This is a genomic window from Bacteroides hominis (assembly GCF_033042785.2).
In the GTDB taxonomy this organism is placed as follows: domain Bacteria; phylum Bacteroidota; class Bacteroidia; order Bacteroidales; family Bacteroidaceae; genus Bacteroides; species Bacteroides hominis.
The window spans coordinates 962,973-983,020 of sequence record NZ_CP178829.1 but is presented as its reverse complement, the minus strand read 5'-3'; the positions used below and the strand labels follow the sequence as shown (position 1 = coordinate 983,020).

At 41.4% G+C, this 20,048-nt stretch carries 16 protein-coding genes; 10 read left to right on the top strand and 6 right to left on the bottom strand.

All coding sequences use genetic code 11. The features are described from left to right. The first annotated feature begins 33 nt into the window (after positions 1-33). Together wecC and wecB are read left to right on the top strand one after the other, a co-directional pair. Positions 34-1,236, top strand: coding sequence for a UDP-N-acetyl-D-mannosamine dehydrogenase (wecC, locus tag R3O62_RS04390; protein WP_005781671.1), 1,203 nt, complete (start codon positions 34-36; stop codon positions 1,234-1,236). 30 nt (positions 1,237-1,266) lie between these two features. Beyond that, positions 1,267-2,397 carry a non-hydrolyzing UDP-N-acetylglucosamine 2-epimerase gene (gene wecB, locus R3O62_RS04385; protein WP_005811822.1) on the top strand — a complete coding sequence of 377 codons (1,131 nt, stop codon included), beginning with the start codon at positions 1,267-1,269 and terminating at the stop codon, positions 2,395-2,397. A 27-nt stretch (positions 2,398-2,424) separates the two neighbouring features. On the opposite strand, the gene R3O62_RS04380 is transcribed toward wecB, so the two are convergent. From R3O62_RS04380 to metG, 6 genes are all read right to left on the bottom strand, one after another. Continuing rightward, entirely contained in the window at positions 2,425-3,072 is a 648-nt protein-coding gene (locus R3O62_RS04380) for a hypothetical protein (protein ID WP_032539110.1), read from the bottom strand. 68 nt (positions 3,073-3,140) lie between these two features. Beyond that, complete coding sequence (locus R3O62_RS04375; RefSeq protein WP_032539111.1) at positions 3,141-4,340, bottom strand: glycosyltransferase family 4 protein; 1,200 nt, start codon at positions 4,338-4,340, stop codon at positions 3,141-3,143. Continuing rightward, positions 4,337-5,350, bottom strand: a complete 1,014-nt coding sequence (locus tag R3O62_RS04370) for a glycosyltransferase (protein WP_317472896.1) — start codon at positions 5,348-5,350, stop codon at positions 4,337-4,339. The genes R3O62_RS04375 and R3O62_RS04370 overlap by 4 nt, the downstream gene beginning before the upstream one ends. Positions 5,351-5,362: 12 nt before the next feature. After that, a complete protein-coding gene (locus R3O62_RS04365) occupies positions 5,363-6,547 on the bottom strand; it encodes a glycosyltransferase (RefSeq protein ID WP_195317491.1) in 1,185 nt (394 codons plus the stop codon). Positions 6,548-6,550: 3 nt separating this feature from the next. Next, complete coding sequence (locus R3O62_RS04360) at positions 6,551-7,996, bottom strand: lipopolysaccharide biosynthesis protein (protein ID WP_269110272.1); 1,446 nt, start codon at positions 7,994-7,996, stop codon at positions 6,551-6,553. A gap of 117 nt (positions 7,997-8,113) precedes the next feature. Then, entirely contained in the window at positions 8,114-10,153 is a 2,040-nt protein-coding gene (gene metG, locus R3O62_RS04355) for a methionine--tRNA ligase (RefSeq protein ID WP_022012088.1), read from the bottom strand. A 688-nt stretch (positions 10,154-10,841) separates the two neighbouring features. Between metG and R3O62_RS04350 the strand changes: the two genes are divergently transcribed. The 8 genes from R3O62_RS04350 (at position 10,842) to R3O62_RS04315 (ending at position 19,948) form a co-directional block, all read left to right on the top strand. Continuing rightward, the gene (locus tag R3O62_RS04350) at positions 10,842-12,236 is read left to right on the top strand and encodes a hypothetical protein (protein WP_269110273.1); all 1,395 of its coding nucleotides are present in this window, start codon (positions 10,842-10,844) and stop codon (positions 12,234-12,236) included. A gap of 106 nt (positions 12,237-12,342) precedes the next feature. Beyond that, positions 12,343-12,657, top strand: a complete 315-nt coding sequence (locus R3O62_RS04345) for an NVEALA domain-containing protein (protein WP_005822424.1) — start codon at positions 12,343-12,345, stop codon at positions 12,655-12,657. Positions 12,658-12,668: 11 nt separating this feature from the next. Further along, entirely contained in the window at positions 12,669-13,793 is a 1,125-nt protein-coding gene (locus R3O62_RS04340; protein ID WP_269110274.1) for a 6-bladed beta-propeller, read from the top strand. A gap of 372 nt (positions 13,794-14,165) precedes the next feature. After that, positions 14,166-15,347 carry a 6-bladed beta-propeller gene (locus R3O62_RS04335; RefSeq protein WP_269110275.1) on the top strand — a complete coding sequence of 394 codons (1,182 nt, stop codon included), beginning with the start codon at positions 14,166-14,168 and terminating at the stop codon, positions 15,345-15,347. Next, positions 15,337-15,960 carry a hypothetical protein gene (locus R3O62_RS04330; protein ID WP_413958298.1) on the top strand — a complete coding sequence of 208 codons (624 nt, stop codon included), beginning with the start codon at positions 15,337-15,339 and terminating at the stop codon, positions 15,958-15,960. Before R3O62_RS04335 ends, R3O62_RS04330 begins: the two co-directional genes overlap by 11 nt. Before the next feature lie 561 nt (positions 15,961-16,521). Beyond that, positions 16,522-17,412 carry a formylglycine-generating enzyme family protein gene (locus tag R3O62_RS04325; RefSeq protein ID WP_022012091.1) on the top strand — a complete coding sequence of 297 codons (891 nt, stop codon included), beginning with the start codon at positions 16,522-16,524 and terminating at the stop codon, positions 17,410-17,412. Between the two features lie 16 nt (positions 17,413-17,428). Next, positions 17,429-18,592: a 6-bladed beta-propeller gene (locus R3O62_RS04320; RefSeq protein WP_269110276.1), complete on the top strand. Its 1,164-nt coding sequence runs from the start codon at positions 17,429-17,431 to the stop codon at positions 18,590-18,592. A gap of 120 nt (positions 18,593-18,712) precedes the next feature. Continuing rightward, the gene (locus tag R3O62_RS04315; protein ID WP_032536902.1) at positions 18,713-19,948 is read left to right on the top strand and encodes a TlpA family protein disulfide reductase; all 1,236 of its coding nucleotides are present in this window, start codon (positions 18,713-18,715) and stop codon (positions 19,946-19,948) included. Positions 19,949-20,048 lie beyond the last annotated feature (100 nt).

Here is a 20,048-nt window from a genome sequence, read left to right as displayed (position 1 = left end):
TTTTGCGGCACTTATAGATAAGGAGATATACGTATGAAAAAGGTTGTTTTTTTAGGATTAGGCTATATTGGACTTCCTACGGCTGCCGTGGCTGCCGGTCATGGTTATGAGGTTGTAGGTGTGGACGTTAATCCTTCGGTTGTAGAAACCATCAATCAGGGTAAGATACATATTGTGGAGCCGGAACTGGACCAAATTGTCAAAAAGGTAGTGCGGACAGGAAACCTTCGTGCGGTTTCAAAGCCCGAGCAGGCAGACGCCTTCTTTGTGGTAGTGCCTACTCCTTTCAAGCAAAACCACCGTGCAGACATCACCTATGTGGAATCGGCTACCCGTTCCGTAATTCCTTATCTACGGGAAGGCAATTTGTTCGTGATAGAATCCACCTCACCGGTATTTACTACCGAACGCATGGCCGAAGTCATTTATAAGGAGCGTCCCGAACTCAAAGATAAGATATACATAGCTTATTGTCCCGAGCGTGTGTTGCCCGGCAATACACTTTATGAACTGGTTCATAACGACCGGGTTATCGGTGGTATCAATCCCGAATCGACAGCAAAGGCCATTGAGTTTTATTCTGCCTTTGTACAGGGTAAACTGCATCCTACCAATGCCCGGACAGCAGAAATGTGTAAACTCACCGAGAATTCCTCGCGCGACTCACAGATTGCTTTTGCCAACGAATTGTCTATGATTTGCGACAAGGCAGGTATCAACGTATGGGAACTGATTGATTTAGCGAATAAGCATCCGCGTGTAAATATCCTCCAACCCGGTTGCGGAGTGGGCGGGCATTGTATAGCGGTTGACCCCTGGTTTATTGTTTCGGACTATCCCGAACAGGCACAGATCATCAAACGTGCCCGTGAAACGAATGATTATAAAGCCGATTGGTGTGCCAACAAAGTAATGGAAGCCTGCCAGCAGTTTGTGGAGAAGAATGACCGGGAACCGGTAGTAGCCTGCATGGGGCTTGCCTTCAAACCCAATATCGATGATTTGCGTGAGTCCCCTGCCAAATATATCGCTTCCCGTATCGTATCCGAGTCGCGTGCTGAAGTATTGATTGTTGAACCTAATGTCGCTTCACACGCCAGCTTTCATTTGACAGATTATCGGGAGGCTTACAAAAAAGCCGATATTGTTGTATGGCTCGTGCGCCACACTCCGTTTGTAGAATTACCCCGCGAAGAGGGAAAACTGGAACTGGATTTTTGCGGAGTCAGAAAATAGAAATTGTCTAATCTCAATCGTAATCGTTCAATGAAAAAGATATTACTTGTTTTCGGTACCCGTCCCGAAGCCATTAAAATGGCTCCGTTGGTAAAGGCTTTGCAAAAAGATACGGAACACTTTGATACGAAAGTGTGTGTGACGGCGCAACATCGCCAAATGTTAGACCAGGTGCTCGAGGTATTCGACATCATTCCTGATTACGATTTGAACATCATGGCACCCAATCAGGATTTATATGATATTACGACTAAAGTGTTGTTGGGGTTGCGTGATGTACTGAAAGACTTCTGTCCCGACACGGTATTGGTGCATGGAGATACCACAACATCCATGGCTGCTTCGTTGGCTGCGTTCTATCAACAGATTGCCGTGGGACATGTTGAAGCCGGTTTGCGTACCTACGATATGCTCTCTCCCTGGCCGGAGGAGATGAACCGTCAGGTGACGGATCGTATTTGCACTTACTATTTCGCTCCTACCGGGAAGTCGAAACAGAATTTGTTGCAGGAAAATATTGATGAAAAAAAGATCTTTGTTACGGGCAATACGGTGATCGATGCTTTGCTGATGGCGGTCGATATCATTTCGGAGAAACCGGGAGTCAAAGAAAGACTGCATGAAGAACTTCGCGACAAAGGTTACGAAGTAGGTAGACGCGAATATATTCTGGTTACCGGGCACCGCCGCGAGAACTTCGGAGAGGGATTCTTGCATATCTGTAAAGCAATTAAAGAACTCGCTGCACTGCATCCCGATATGGATATTGTATATCCGGTACACCTGAATCCGAATGTTCAAAAACCTGTATACGAGCTTCTGTCCGGGGTGGATAATGTGTATCTTATTTCACCGCTCGATTATCTGCCGTTTATTTTCGCAATGCAACATTCTACTTTGTTGCTGACTGACAGTGGCGGGGTACAGGAAGAAGCTCCTTCGCTCGGCAAGCCGGTGTTGGTAATGCGGAATACTACCGAACGGCCGGAAGCAGTAGAAGCCGGGACGGTGAAACTGGTGGGAACGAATGCTGAGGCCATTGTCGGTAATGTGACCGAATTGCTTCACAATAAAGAATTATACAGGCGTATGTCCGAAACACATAACCCTTATGGTGACGGGCATGCGTGCGAACGTATCATAGCGGCACTGATCCGTTAGATTCTTTTGCCGGAGTGAGATGGGGAGCTATTCCCCTTTCAGTTCGGTACTGTTATCCTTATAAGCGGCAAACCCTTTGATTCTGACCCGTTCTTTCTTTTCCATATCGGGCATTCCGTTGCCCAATTGTTTCAGGTTTTCCTTAATGGTATTGTGAGTTGTGAAGAAACTGTCCAGCAAATCGGTGAAACTTTTCTCCGGTTCCTCTTCTTCCGGTGCAAAAAGCATGTGGCATTTGCTGTGGATACCCAGTGTTTTCTCATCTTCGTCCAGTGCATAGACAGTGGTCACTAATGAATTCATATTGACCGCATTGATAATCTCTTTGAGATAAGGCAACGCTTGATTATCGATGCTGATAGAGGCCCACCAGGGGTTCCATACAATGATCAGCCGAAGTCCGTCCTCGGCTGCAACAAGAAAGTCGTCTCCCTGATACTTAAAGCTGATGTGGTTTTCTTCGTTCACTTCCGGCTGGCAACCAAGCTGTTGAAGGATACTCATAACCAGTGCGGAGGTGGCCATTTCCTCTGTTTCCTCTTCTGTTTCGGAAGAGGCTGTGTCCCCCGAGGGTTTTGCAAGCTTGTTCCTCTCGTGCAGGATACGTGATATAAGGAATACAATCGGCCATAGAGCCAATGCGATGACTGCGATAAGGATGGTAAGATCGGTCATAGTAGTAGAGCTATTAAATGATTATTGTCTGCCTAAAGATAATCATTCTTTTTTATCGTACTCCATTTTTACTGCATAAAAGTTCGGAAAGCTTGCAAATAACGTTCGCTTACCGTTTCAATGTTGATTTTCTCGCGGATGATTCGTTCCGATTCACGTCCCATCTCGGCACAACGTCCGGGAGAGGCGAACAGTTCGTTAAGTTTGTCGCTCAGACTGCCGGCATCACCTTCCCTGAAGAAGAGTCCGTTCACTCCGTCCGTTACCAGATCACGTTCAGTGCTGTCGCATACCGAGCAGACTACAGGTAATCCGTAAGTCATGGCATCATTGATGGATAGACCTCCCATGCCTGCCAGTACATAGACTGTTGATTCGTTCATATAAGCTCCCAATTCTTTGGGGTTATATACTGCACCGATGAAACGAATCCGATCCGTCAGGTTCCGTTCGGCTGCTTGCTTCTTTAAGTTATCCAGTTCCGGTCCGTCACCTACTATGACCAGTTCTGCGTCCGGATGATTAGCGATAACCTTGGGAAATGCGTCGATCAGCAGATCTACTCTTTTCCATTTCACCAACCGGCCGATGTGCAAGGCACGTTTGGCGGAGTGGGGAAGAAGCGGAGCCGAGGCGAGAACAGCTTCTTTTTCCTTCAGCAACGATTCTGTGTCTGTAGAGTTGTAAGTAACATGTATCTGTTCCCGCTTCACACCATACGAAGGGAGGATATCGTATGCGGCCGTTGAGTAATTCAGTGTTCCAGTGGCACGTGCGTAGCAATATTTGCGTATTTTGGCCGTGAGCCATTGTTTAAGGTAAAAGCCGGTTCCGGTACTCACCAGCCTCATATTTTCGTCGTACATCGGGTTTTTCCGGAAATACTCTTTAATTTTTCCATAGGGAGGGGTTTGGAAAGGAATCTCGCGAATCACCAACCGTGTCCGGCACTCCTTCATAGCTTTTCTCAATCCGGGTTGGAAGAATACTTGCAGGAAGTAGGGCCATCCCATTACTAAAATGTCCGGTCGTTCTTCACGCACTATTTCCGGTAAGGCAGGGTAAGCGCTTTTTCCGTAAAATGCTTTCTTTTCGGTACTGGTGAGATGCCTGTATGTACCTCCTTCTACCATTTTTACCCCTTTGCCGATGGTGGCATTTCCTTTTTGTGGAGTAACGACTGTGACTTCCACTCCCTTTTCGTGGAGCTTGTTGAGCATGGCGTTCAGGTAATGGGGCATTCCGCCGAATGTATAGAGAACTTTCATAACTGTATTATTTTCTGAAGTAAATTTTGGAATTCTTTGCCGAATTCGTTCCAACTGTGTGTGTCGAGGAAGCGATTGTAATCGGCTATGTTTACCGCCTTGTTTGCTTTGTTGACAAGGTCCGGTATGTCTTCAAACGTATGAAAAGTATATACGTTCAGTAAAGGATCGGCTGCATAGTCCTTGAAAGAGCCTACATCCGGTCCGATTACTTGAGCTCCGAATGAAAGAGAATCCATCAGTATTCCCGAACTCAGGATTGATTCGGCAGCATAGGGTATCAGTACGAAGCGTGATTTGCGTATCTCTTGTTTTAATTCGTCAAAAGGGATACTCCGGTCCTCAATACTGATCCTGTCGTTACCTTCTGTCCGCAACTCTTCCAGCAGTTCCGTAGAGCTGCATTTGCCGATAATTTTAGTCTTGAGCTTTAGTGAATGTCGCGCGGCAAAGCGCACGAATTCCGGCACTCCTTTGTATCGGGAGATATTACCCCAGATCAACAGGTCGGTTTCTGCCGGTTGAGGCATATATTCTTCTATCCGGTTCTTTGTGGGGTGATGTAAGAATATCGTTCTGGGAACGGCTTTCGGGTATTGATCCTGAACAACTTTTATACCTTCTGTGGCGTGGGTCACTATCAAATCCGCTTTGCGGAGAAGGAGGTGTATCAATAGCTTTTTCGACCATCGGTGCTTCATTATGTGAGGCTGCTTGTTGTGCAGGAACCATATCACTTTTTTGTTGTGCAGTTTGATTTTGAAAAGGAGCCAGATCGCAGCGAGGGTTTGTAATACTCCGTATTTATAATCCGGTACATTCTCCAGCCAGTGAAAAATATAAGCGTCACTGTCCGTTTTCTGCGGGATAAGGCTGAACAGTGGATTCTTATGTGGAGGATTGGCTATTATCATTCCGTTTTGTTCCAATGTTTGGATAAAGTCGCTGATATACGGGTTAACCCGTATATCGCCCTTACTGGTAGAATGAGGATAGATCGTTACTTTCATGGTGTTCTTCTGTTAAATTAATCCGTGTCTGCGGAAAGTGTCCATCCATAGCGGGCCTACATGCTCGATGTCGTACCTGCTTTTACGGGTTTGTGCTTTATGGGCTATCTGGCAGCGAAGTGTGTCATCTCCGGCTAAACGAAGAATAGTTGCCGCATATTGCTCATAATTGTTGTCGGGGATAATAAATCCGTCTACTCCGTCATCTATCATATCGTAGATTGCATTGAAAGAGTCGAATCCGATGGGAATTACCCCTAATGACATCGCTTCCGTAAATACGGTGGGCAATCCTTCTATGACAGAAGTCAGACAGATGATCCGTGCACGGTCGATATAGGGAATAGACATTTGATGACCTGTCAGTCGGACACGTTTCAATTCTTTTTCCCTGATGATCTGCCGGCATGTGTCGAATCGCGGTCCGTCTCCTACGAGTGTAAGTTTCCAGTCCGGCAGTTTATCCTGAATCATTTCCCATATTTTCAATAATCTGGGTAATGCCTTTTCGGTTGCCATTCTGCCCACAAAGATAATTTCTTTATCCTTCTGTTCTATTGGGATGACGCTATGTACAGGTTGTATGGCATTGGGAATGGCAGATAGCCTCCGGGCATCTTTTTTACCGATAAGTTTTCTGAACTCGGGGATATAGGCAGGCGAAAGCAGCACTACTTCATCAAGCGTGTCGTAGGCTGAACGGTTCTGGTGGCTGACCACTCTTTTTAACAAGTTGATATAAAGTTGTGGCAACATCCATTGAAAGAATTGTTTTGCCCCGCGTACATCCTTAAAACGGAGTGTAGACAATTCGTATTGTTTCAACTGCGTCGTGTGGCTGGGGCAGTTGTGAATCATCGTGAATATTTTTATACCGGGATTTCTTTTCCTGATTTCAAGGTAATATCTGCGTGTGTCTCCGGTGATGACATGTGAGTAGTCAAGAATTACATTTATTTTCTTATCGGCAATAAATTCACAGATTGCCTCGATGTTCCGGGGAGTGTAGAACTGAGGATAATGATCGGGTAGCAAGAGCCCGTTCTCAAATTCACTGTCAGCCAGTTCCAGGTACGAAAAGTAAAGTTTGCTATCTACCCCGTGTGCAGTCAGCCATTCGGTCAGTTGCGCATAGAACCAATAAAAACTATTGGCACGGTGAGGAAATGCTTTGGTTTGTTGAATCAGGATATTCATAGCTTATTTCTGGAGTTTTTTCCGGATAAACTGTACACTTTCAAAGAAAATCACCGATTTGCCGATCCACATGATGAATACATAAAGGCTCACGGCTATTGTTATCTTGAGTATCAGCAACACATAAAGGTTGTGGAAGCCGAGTGTTAAGAAATGGCTGGCGCCTATGACTGCTATGGAAATCAGTAGGTACGGGGTGATATCTTTCAGGGCCTCCCACAGGGTAATGTGTATCTGCTTGTTTACGAAGTAATGCCATATCAACAGCCAGCCGATGTTGATAACCGTATAAATCGCGACCATGACGAGTATGCCTTGTGAGATCGTACAAAGAAGTATTGTGAGTTGAACCAGGCTCTGTGCAATGGTATTCCACATAAACAGATTCGATTTTCCTTTACTGATCAGCAGATTGGAGTACATATAAGTAATGGGGACAAATGCTCCCCAGATGCAAAGAATCTGCATGATGGGTACACATGCCTGCCATTTGGCGGTGACGGCAATTACGATGAACTCGTTGGCTATCAATGCCAGTCCGAACATGGAGGGAAACGATACGAAGGCTGTAAAACGCAGCATCTTCCGAAATATATTTTTCTGTCGCATGGCGTCGGAAGCGGTTTCGACCAGGACAGGCTGAGACACCCCGTTGATCATGTTGCTGATCAGTGAGAATCCCATATTGGTCCATTTGTTGGCTTGCGTATAATATCCTACATCCTGACTGGTATAAAAACGTCCCAGAAGAACAGAGAATATATTATCATTGATGTAATGGAATACATTGGTGATAAGTAGCTTACTACTGAATGGAAGCATCTCTCTGATGGGTTTGAAATTAAATGAAAAAGTGGGACGCCATTGAGAGAAGTGCCACAGCAACGCATTGGCGATGGAAATATAAGTGATCTGCTGTACGGCCAGGCCCCAGAAAGCCATTCCGTTGTATGCCATTACGATTCCTATGGTCCCCGAGCAAAGTAGTGCGATAATCGTAGCTTTCGCTTTCTCTTTTACCATTAGTTTTTTAAACAACACCGCATTGTGGGCGGTCCCGCAACTGGAGATCAGAAAGCCTAAGAAGAGGAAACGGGATAAGGGAACGAGCTGTGGAGTCTTATAAAAATCCGCTATAAGAGGGGCACAGAAAAAGAGTAGCAGATAAAGCGATGCCCCCATCAGAAAACTGAACCAGAACACCGCATTGTAATCTTCATGACGGAACACTTGCTTATTGGCGAGAGCGGCAGTAAAACCACTTTCCTGTATGGAATTGGCTATAGCGGTAAATATGGCCAGCATGCCTATCATACCGTAGTCCGTTGCATCCAGTATACGGAGGAGGATGATTCCGAACAGAAGGTTCAGTAATTGCTGGATGCCATTGCTGAATCCTCCCCAGAATAATCCTTTGGCTGTTTTCTCTTTTAGCGATTGCTCTGTCATATTAAAGCAGATTCCTCCTTTTCGTTCTTAAAACGTTAGTACGGTTGAATAAAAAAACAGAGGGTGCACCCGGAGCCCCATTCAATAGAGCCCTGAGTACACCCTTTATTTTATTACTTATTTCACTTCACTTCCGGGTTTCACTTCCCGTCCGGGCATTACGACAGCCAGGCTGCCGTCATTGTTTTCGGCACTCAGGATCATACCTTCGCTGACGATGCCTTTCAGTTTACGTGGAGCCAGATTGGCGATGAAGCAGACCTGCTTGCCTACCAGCTCTTCCGGTTTGTAGTGTTGTGCGATACCGCTGACGATGGTACGTGTCTCCAGTCCGTCGTCTATCTTGAACTGTAACAGTTTGTCGGCCTTAGGCACTTTCTGACATTCGAGAACGGTGCCTACACGGATATCGAGTTTCATGAAGTCGTCAAACTCGATATTGGCGCGGATTGGTTTGGCTTTGTAGTTTGCTTCTTCGTTTGCCTTCTTCGTATCGAGCAGCTTCTGTACTTGTGCTTCAATAGTGGCATCTTCTATCTTTTCGAACAGTAGTTCCGGCTTGTTCAGTTGATGTCCGGCAGGAAGCAGGTCGTTCCGTCCCAATTCTGCCCAGTCGAAGCTATCCATATTCAGCATCCGGCGTAAGCGTTCCGAACTGAACGGAAGGAACGGTTCGAAAGCAATGGCCAGGTTGGCTACCAGTTGCAGAGAGATATTCAGGATAGTGCCTACACGTTCCATGTCAGTTTTTGCCAGCTTCCAGGGTTCTGTGTCAGCCAGATATTTATTACCGATACGGGCCAGGTTCATCGCCTCTTTCTGCGCGTCGCGGAATTTGAATACATCGAGTAGTTTTTCAACTTCAGCTTTAACGTCGGAGAACTCTTTCAGCGTCTCTTTATCATAATCAGTAAGTTCACCCGCAGCAGGTACTTTACCTTCGAAGTATTTCTGTGTCAATACCATCGCACGGTTCACGAAGTTCCCGTAAACGGCTACCAATTCGTTATTATTGCGTGCCTGGAAGTCTTTCCAGGTGAAATCGTTATCCTTGGTTTCGGGTGCATTGGCTGTCAATACATAACGCAATACATCCTGTTTTCCAGGGAAGTCTTCCAGGTATTCGTGCAGCCACACTGCCCAGTTACGCGAGGTCGATATCTTGTCTCCTTCCAGGTTCAGGAATTCGTTGCTCGGTACGTTATCCGGTAGAATATAGCTGCCTTCAGCCTTCAGCATGGCAGGGAATACGATGCAGTGGAATACGATGTTATCTTTTCCGATAAAATGAACCAGGCGGGTTTCAGGATCTTTCCACCAGGTCTCCCATGAATCGGGAAGCAGCTCTTTCGTATTTGAGATGTAACCGATCGGGGCATCGAACCATACATAGAGGACTTTACCTTCGGCTCCCTCTACCGGCACAGGAATACCCCAGTCCAGATCACGGCTGACTGCACGTGGCTGCAAACCCATGTCGAGCCAGCTTTTGCACTGTCCGTATACATTCGGACGCCATTCTTTGTGATCTTCCAATATCCACTGGCGCAGCCATGTTTCATGTTTGTCAAGTGGCAGATACCAGTGTTTGGTTTCTTTCATGACCGGCTTGCTTCCGCTGATGGCACTTTTCGGGTTAATCAAATCGGTAGGTGAAAGTGAAGTTCCACACTTTTCACATTGGTCGCCATAAGCACCTTCCGAGTGGCAATGCGGACATTCTCCGGTGATATAACGGTCGGCCAGGAACTGGTGTGCCTCTTCGTCATAATATTGTTCTGAAGTTTTTTCGATGAACTCACCCTTTTCATACAAAGTCTTGAAAAAGTCGGAAGCCAGTTCGTGGTGTGTTTTGGACGATGTACGGCTGTATACGTCAAACGAGATACCGAATTCTTCGAATGATTTCTTAATCAGGAAGTGATAGCGGTCTACCACATCCTGCGGAGTGATACCTTCCTTTTTGGCACGGATGGTGATGGGTACCCCATGTTCGTCGGAACCTCCGATGAAAAGTACATCTTCTTTTTTCAGTCGCAGATAGCGGACATAGATGTCTGCCGGTACATATACACCGGCCAAATGGCCGATATGGACGGGACCGTTCGCATACGGCAGTGCCGATGTGACGGTAGTTCTTTTAAAGTTCTTTTCCATTGATATATTGCGTGTATTTATTGTTATCTACTTGGGAACGTGCAAAGATAACGACTTTCTGATGAATTCTTTATAAATAAGGTGGATGATTTGAATAATACCCCCATACTCTTTGTTAATTTCAATAAAGATCATGATCTTAAGGAATGAATAAAATGGCGGGGTGGAACAGTTGGACTGAGAGTTCTTTTGTGTCTCCGGTTGCATGCTTCCGGTTTGGGATATAGGTGTGATGGACCAATATTGTCCGTTAAGGGAAAGATCAATGTTAAGGGTTTGATTATAAATAGCACACTGTTCTTCTCAAAAAGTTAAAGAACCGGAAGTAAACTTGTTCTTGTCGGTAGTTATAGTTCATCTTAGCTGCTGAGATGTGCATCTTGCGTGCTAAGATGTATATCTTGTACGCCAAGATGTGTATCTTCAACGCTAAGATGAAGAAAGATGTGTGAAGGAAACTGTTTCTCTGAGGGTTCGGATAAACTTTGAATGCCATCTTTAGGACTTCTGATTTTAACTTCGTGGTGAGTATATTCAATGTTATATATAAAGTGTGTCCGAAAAATTGGGAGTGACAAATCGGGATGTATTAAAATAACGTACTGTTTTCTCTGTATCGTTATAAAAAAGATATATCTTTGGGAAAGAACAATTTTGTTAACTTTGAAAAACTAAAGACTGATTTCTGATGAAACACTTTATTGGCATATTGCTTTTGTCTTTGCTTCATTTTTCTTGTTCGCCGATACATGATGCTCCGTTAAAGTTGGCTCTCACAATGGCAGGAGACAATCGGAAGGAACTTCAACAAGTATTAGGGCATTACGAAGACGATTCGTTGAAACATAGAGCTGCCTGCTTTTTGATAGAAAATATGATTGGTAAAGGGACGATCCGTTATTCGCTTCAAGAAAGTGATAGCTGTTATATACGGCAAGAGCCTGAACCGGACTTAACGTGTATTACTGCCGACTATTTGATAGAAAACATTGATTTAGCTTTTGAGGTCTGGCAAAAATATCCTTGGTGCAAACAATTGTCTTTTGGAGAGTTTTGCCGGAATATATTGCCTTATCGGTTAAAACAGGAGCCTTTGGACCGGTGGCGTTCTTACTACTATATGCGTTATAAGACGACGGCCGACTCGTTGGCACGGGCAGGAGCTACCATGCAGGAGGTCGTTTTCTTCTTTAACTCACAACATGGAAAGAAATATCTTCATGATGCTGCCAAAATACCGGGGGACTTCTCTATCGAGTTGATAGAGAAGCTGGGCGGAGGTACCTGTGATCATCTGGCATTGAATGCGGTTCAATTGATGCGCGCTGTCGGTATCCCGCTGAATCTGGATATTCTTCCATACCACGGTAAGGTAAACGGAGGACATGCTTACAACAGTTTTACCGATGAAGACGGAAAATTTTTCTACTTTTCTCCTTATGAGCGTGAACCGGAGCGGAATCGATGGATTGCTCCTTTGGTGCAGCGTGTTTGTTATGAACGCCAGCCAGAGCCGGAAATAGAGCGCAACCGTTGGAATGCGCAATTGGTCAATCGCTTACTGAAGGGGGTGACTGCCCAGTATTATTTGTCCGACAGTGTCCGGTTACCTGTGCATACATCGGATACGGTGGCTTATATCGCTACTTTTAATCGTGGAACTTTCAAGGTAGTGTCGCAGGGAAGAGTGAAAGATAACAGTGTATTGCACCGCGTGTTGCCTTACGGATTACTTTATTTTCAGGTGGCGGATAAGGAGGGAAAGTTGTTTCCGATAGGTGATCCGTTTGTGATGACCCCGGATAGCATTCACTTCATTACTCCGACTCGGCAGCCTACTTTGTTGGATGGTATTCTTACTTATGATGTAAAGCGGGTTTTGAAGTTGGGTGACGAACCTTATACGCTGCTTTATTGGAAAGATGGCTGGCAACCACTAAAAGAAGTAACCTCTAAAGATTCTCGTACACTGGATTTTGGAGAGGTACCTGTCCGCTCACTGTTTCTGGTATACGGCGATACATATATGGGGCATATGCAGCGTCCTTTCTTATTGGAGGGTGGCAAGCCGGTGTACTATTGACAGATGAAACTTTTGCCGGTATCTGTTTTTATATTATAAATAAGAAAATGTTTTGAATTTGTTTTTATTTTTTATTATATTGCGCAAAATTATAAAAATGAAATATATGAAAGTTAAATTTTCAGTAGTTGGTGTATTATTAATAAGCTTGTTTACGGTAGTTAATATCGTTAAGAGTAATCAAAAAAATAAGAAAATAGAAGACATTATGTTGGTTAATGTTGAGAGTCTCGCCTTTCCGGAAGGTGGAATAGGTAGTGATATGAGAATAGCAACTAAACATGTGTGCTATCTTAATAATGAAGTTTTTGATGAAAGCACGGGTAGGTTAGAGCATATCCCTGTTGAAGGCAGAATTGGTATTTGTGATGGTACCGAAGGGGCATGTAGAAGTTGGCCATGCACAGAAGTCTGGTTATAATCAAATAGAGGATGAAACAACTGTATTTATTTATATTAGTAGTTTTTTGCTGCATAGGTTGTCAGCGAAATACATTGCAAGGTCCTATTCCTACTATTGCTATGCATCCGGATAGTTGCCTGAAGAGCTTAGATATCTCTGTTATGATGAAGGACTCGATAGAAGTAATCAAATTAGAGACAACGGACAGTTGCCTTATTGGCTTTATTAACAAGATTTCATTTACTGACAAGTATATATTAGTCTCGGATGCACGTGTAAGTCAAAAGATATATCTGTTTGATAAAGAGGGCAAGTTTATCCGTTATATTAGCAATAAGGGAAACGGTCCTGGTGAATACAGTGTAATTGGAGATTTTACGATAAAAGGGGATTCTGTATTTATCCAGGATTATTATCAGAATAAGTATGTTGTATATGATATGGTAGATGATGAAATTAAAGATGATATACCCTATAATGCTCATCATTCCGGAGTGGTTGCACTTGATAATTATCTTTATTTTATATCTAACTATTTTACTTCTCCAATAGGTGATTATAATTGTTTCCGATATGATTTAAGTATGCGGAAAACAGAAGGTTATTTGCCTTTTACGGCAGATCGTATTGCAAACGAGCCGGCTTGGACAATAAATCATCCTTGTGGGCGGATAGATAAATTAAAGTCTTTTGCTTATTATCGATCAAATGATACCATATATCAGATTGATAAATTGACAGTCTCACCTCAATGCGTCATTCACTTCCCTAATGGTGAAGACCGGACATCTTCTACACAAGGAGGACATATTTCCGGAATTGTTCATTTACAACAATCTGCTGGATATATATTAGGAACTTACACAGAAGGAAAAGGACTCAGATATTTTTTGATTGATAAGCGCGATTATAGTTCCCAGATGGGAAAACTGTTGCGTTTTAATAGTTTGGATAGAAAATCTATAAATAATGAATTTTTTATAGAGGATAACTATCTGATTTTTTGGGATACTATGCAAAGTTTGAAGTTATGGAGGAGGTATTTTGATAAAGCTGAATTTACTAATCCGGCTGACAAACAAAGAATACAATCTATCATTGATTTATCTCAAGATGATGATAATCCCGTCATATTTAGATGCCGGGTGAAATAAGAGAAACATAAATAATTAACTATAAATTAATAGATTATGAGAAGTACAAAATGGATGGTAGGTATTATTCTATTTGCCAGTGTATCGACTTTAATAGGCGTTACAAAAAGTGTAAGGGGTGAAAACTAATTAGAAAAATTGACATTTCTGGGTATTGAGAGTTTAGCTGATGGTGAAGGAGGAGGGAGTGACTATCGAGAGGCGACTCCTCATGATTGTAATTATTCTAAGGATGTATTTCTTGAAGGTGCGGACCATATCATAAATGTAACGGTTCCTGGCAAAAAAGGAATTTGTGATGGTACTAATGGCACATGCAATAGCTGGCCGTGTAGAGAGGTAAAATAATCATGTGGCATTAGTATAGAAAACATGCAAAAATATCTGTTATTATTATTCTTATTTATTTGCGCGAGTTGTATTGGTTCAAAAAATGGAATTCTGGAACAAAATAAAACTTTTGACATTATAATAGATCCGGATCGTTTTACCGATGATTTGGATTTATCATGCATCTTAACTGATTCGATTGAAATTATAAAATTGGAAACCAGTGATGAGTGTCTTATAGGAGAAATAAAAAAAGTATCATTTACCGATCAATTTATTTTTGTTTCTGATCCTTATGTTAGCCAAAAAATATTCATGTTTGATAAAAATGGGAAATTTGTAAAAAGTATAGGTAGCCAAGGAGGGGGGCCTGGAGAATATAGCACAATTAGTAATTTTACTATAACCGGAGATTCGTTACTGATTCAAGATTATAATCTTCATAAATATTTGGTATATAGTATAAAAGAAAATCGGTTTGTAGGTGATATTCGCTATGAACCTCATCATCACTCGATTGTTGCATATCCGGATATCCTTTACTTTGTCTCGGGATATTTCCCTGCTGATTCTGGATGTTATAATCTCTATCGGCTTGATCTTAGAAATTCGAGTATGGAGTCTTATTTACCTTTTTCTCAAAAAATTGCGGTAAATAGAAGTGCGTGGTCTATTGAGGAGCAATGTAGTCGGGTTTGTGAGCGGTCGTTTATTTTTTATGCCCTTAGTGATACAATCTATCAAGTAAATAAAGATAGAGCTATCCCCGTATATACATTGAAGTTTTCAAAACGAAGTATACCTGATGATTTTAAAGAAAGTCATAGTGGAGATGAAATAATGGATTTAGCTTTCCAAGAGGGGTATGTAAGAGGTCCAATTCACCTTCAACATTCAGACCAATGGATGTTAGGTACTTATGTTGATGGTAAGGAATATAGGTATATGTTAGTTGATAAAAAAACGGGGCAATATCAAATAGGGAGACAATTGGGAGTCAGGAAAGAAGGTAATCTGACTATTCCACATAATTTTTTGATTGAAGATAATTACTTTATTTCATGGTTACCTATTAAACTCCTGAATTTGTGGAAAAATCATTTTAGTCCTAATACCTTTAGAGATAAAGGTAGAGTAGAAACATGGAAAAGATTAATTGATTCTCTGGATATAGATGATAATCCAGTACTTATAAAGTGTAAAATAAGAAACGATGAAACTTAATTATTTTTTAATTCTGATTATATGTGTACTATTACTCTGTTTTAACATATATATATTTAAACGGAATAGTACCTCTGATAGGATGCAGGATACTATTATACGATTAGTTAATGAAGACTCTGTAAAAAAGAGTAGTCATCGAATTGAGCGGGAAATTAGAAACTATGAGTTGAGGGCTAATGGGAAGGTGTTGAATCCTTCATTGGAAGTCTTTGATACTAACGGGAATAAAAGAACCCTTTCAAAGATTATTGATGGAAATAAGTTAGTGTTACGTTACTCTGAATTAAATTGTAATACTTGTGTAAATAAGCAAATAGAATTATTGAATCTGTATGTTGACTCAATAGGTGCTGATCATATTATATTGCTTACAAATTATGATAGTAATTTCTATATGAAGCAATTTAAAAGAATTTCAAAAATAAAATATCCAATATTTAATATAGGTGCTAATCTGAATGAATGTATTCCGGATATAGAACGGCCCTATTTTTTTATAATTGATTCTAATTTTAGGATAAATAGCACGTATGTTCCGCAAATAGATGAAAGTAGCGTAACAAAAACATATCTTCGCCAGATTTTACAATATTATTTTAGAATTTCTTAGATAAAATTTGATTGACTCGTAGAAAACAGTGTTGTTGTTATTTCTTTGGAGTGTGTGGTATTCTCACTTAGGATGTAAAGCGGGTTTTGGAGTTGGGTGACGGACCTTATATCCTGTTTCCGTACACTGGATTTTGGAGAGGTACCTGTCCGCTCACTGTTTCTGGTATACGGCGATACATATATGGGGCCTATGCAGCGTCCTTTCTTATTGGAGGGTGGCAAGCCGGTGTACTATTGACAGATGAGACCGGATAATCAACGATAAAATAGGTGGAAATACCACGTCTTGTCATCTTTTCCTTTTGCCAGGTTGTGTTTTTTAGGAAGTGAAATTATGTTGTTGAACACTTCCGGGAAATAAAAAAACAACTTTATTCAAAAGCTTGAATTAATTATCTACATTTACGACCACATGAAATAAATAATACGTTGTATCTATAAAAACCATAGGCAAAAGGTATTTGAAGAGATATACGTAAATACACAACGGCAAATCGGTAAATATCCTATCTTGTAGTATACAGATGTGCCTTATTTAGAATTTTAAATGAATTAAAGAATGGGAGATTTTGTTTTTAGTATAAAACATCTGTGTACTTGTACCGGAATGTCAAAAGTCAGAACCCTGACAATTATGGGGGCACTGTTTCTCACCTTTTCTTGTACGCAAAACAAATCTGTACAAGACCCTATACAAAGTGTTACGTTTACCGTGAATGGAGAAGATTTTGAGATGATCCAAATACAAGGCGGTACATTTATGATGGGATGTACAGATGAACAAGGGTGTGATTGTGAGGACAATGAAAAGCCTGCGCATAAAGAAACTGTATCTACTTTTTACATGGGTAAATATGAGGTCACACAAAAATTGTGGAAAGCCGTGATGGGAAGTGATTCTAATCCGTCTGCAAATACCGGCTGTGATGATTGCCCGGTAGAAAATGTAAGCTGGAATGAAGCCCACGAGTTTTTAAGTAAGCTAAATGCTCTTACTGGTAAAACTTTCCGCCTTCCAACAGAAACAGAATGGGAGTATGCAGCACGTGGCGGGAAGCGAAGTGAAGGATATAAGTACAGTGGAAGTAATAACATAGATGAGGTGGCGTGGTATGTTAAGAATTATCAAGAGGGTGGAACTGGAGAAATGAAAACCACACATCCGGTAGGGCTCAAAAAGCCCAATGAGTTGGGGTTGTATGACATGAGTGGAAATGTGTGGGAATGGTGCGAGGATACGTACACTAAAGAATATTATCACGATGGCAAATCAGTCAGTCCGGAATGGCCGTTAAAAGGAGCTACTCTTTTCTTTAGGCGTGTATTGCGGGGAGGTAGTTGGGGAGGTACTTCCCTGGGGTGTCGAGTGTCATATATTGATTATGATATAGGAAACTATAATGATGAATATGGAGGCTTCCGGTTCGCTTTAGATTCAAACCAAGAGTAAACTTAAAACATATATTATGAGAAGAGTAGAGATTATTATGTCGTTATTCCTGATGATGGGATTGTTGGGATGCGTGGAAAAAGAGGAAAAGACAAATGTAATCACAGTGGATGTTACTACAACTTATCCTAAGAAAGAATTGGTTCTTCAAGATCTTATGGATGTAGAATATATCCCGTTGGAAACGAACGATGAATTTATAACTCAGGGTAGTGTGATGGCTATAGGTGAAAAATATATATTAGTAAAAAACTGGAGCCATGATGGTAATATTTTTGTTTTTGACAGAAAAACCGGTAAAGGGATAAGAAAAATAAACCGGAAAGGACAGGGGGATGGAGAATATAGTTTTATCAACGGAATTATTTTAGATGAAGATAACAACGAAATGTTTGTCAACTGTGCTTCGACAAAGAAAATATATGTATATGATTTATCGGGAAACTTTAAACGGGACTTTAAGCATGTAGAAGGTGGTGAATATTTAGAAGTATTTAATTACGATAAGAACAATCTGATTTGTTATGATATGTCTTTGTATTATAAGGAGGGACAACCGAGAGAAGAAAACAGATCCTATCACCTGATAATATCGAAGCAAGACGGAAGTGTCACCCAAAAAATTTATATACCTTTTGATGTCATTAAAACTCCGGTTGTACAGAAGGGTGGGGCGGTTGCAATGACTTCTATACGTTCTATAATTCCATATCAGAAAGAATGGTTACTTGTTGAAACTTCCTCCGATACGGTATATAACTATGTACCGGAAAAGAATCAATTAAATCCTTTTCTTATAAAATCTCCTACCAGGGATCTGGAGATACTTCTCACAATGGGAGTTGTTACAGACCGCTATTGTTTTATGCATACTGTAAAGAAGGATTTTGATTTTACTACCGGAAGAGGATTTCTTATTACCGATTTAATGTACGACAAGCAGGAGAATGCAGTTTTTGAAGCCAATGTGCTCAATGGTGATTTTGTAGAAAAACAAAACGTAGATATGCTTTCAGATCCTATGAATGGCGATGAAATAGTAGCCATCCAACCATTGGCAGCCAACAAAATTGTTGATGCGTATAAAAATGACGGATTGAAAGGGAAGTTAAAAGAAATAGCTGCCGGACTGGATGAAGAGTCAAATCCGGTGATTATGCTGGTGAAAAATAGAGAATAATATTTAAGGTTTCCGGTGAGAATTTCGCAGGGGGATTTTTAATATTTATACCTAAATATCAGGTTTATAAGAATTAATCGGTTACCGTTTTATTTGCAATAAAACATAAATTCGAAATATATGAAGCAGCTAATTTTTTCGTGTATACTTGTCTTGGGATTTTTCTTTCTTCCGATTTTTGTGAGTGGCACGGATGCCCAAGAAAGTCATCAGTTTAGCATTTCCGGTGAGATAGACGGATTAATGCCCAATGATACTCTTTCCTTCCGGAAAACCACTCTTCCTTATAAAGGAGAGGAGGGGGAAGTCGCTTTTAACGTAATTGTAAGTGATCCCAATAAATTCTTTTACTCAGGTGAACAGCCACATACTCAATATTATAGTATGATATATAAACCCGTTTCAGGTGGATATCAAGCGAGTTCACGACAAGCCCTGATGATTATTGTGGAAGAAGGGGACTATCACCTAAAGGGAGAAACTGATTTTATATACTATAGTACCATTAGCGGTGGACTGTATAACGATCCTTCGTTGAAAGAAATAGTACACCTGGAAGACTCTTTGGAAATCATACGAGCAAAATATGGAAAGATTATCGATGAGGCAAGAAAGAAAGGTGATATGGAGAAGGCTAAGGAATACGTTGATAAGTTCAATCGTTTTCGTAGCAATCATCAAGAATCTTACACTCTCTTACGGCAAAAGATAAAAGAATTGATAGCAAACAATCCATCATCTACTTGGGTGACAGTGGAATATCTTCAAAAGGTTTCGTATGCTGCCCCGGAGGAAATGAAATCTGTGCTGTCGAACATGAACCAAGAGGCTCTGAATAGTTATTATGGGCAGATATTTAGACGGGAGGTGGAGGCAATAGAAAGACTTGCTCCCGGTAATGAGGCTCCTTTATTCTCTGTCACTACTACTGACGGGAAAAGGATCACTTCTGACGATGCCAGAGGTAAATATCTTCTTCTTTATCATTGGGGGCTGTGTCCCGGTTCTATTTCCGTCGATAAGCGGGTCACTGCCTTCTATGAAAAATATAAGGATCATCTTTCCGTTATTGGAATAACGGATGATATGGAAACTATTTGTGAACTGAATAAAAATGTGGGAGAAGATGACGAGGTATTGGGAATGAAACTGAAACCTGTTCTCGAAAATATGGTGGCACATCCATGGCCTGAAGTAGAAAGTAAGGGAGATAATCATAAGATTATAGAAGATTTTGCCTTTGCAGGTCTACCTTATTTTGTTTTTATTTCACCGGATGGGAAAATTATCTCTCGTGACTTTCATAAGGCTTTTGACAAAGCACAGGAGGTGATGAAATCGGAGTTTGGTGATTGAATTTATATTTTGAACTGATAATATATGGAATGAGTTTTATTTGGCGATGCGACTGGTGTCATTTTTACCGGAAGGACAACTTAAAACCGCATTGCAACAA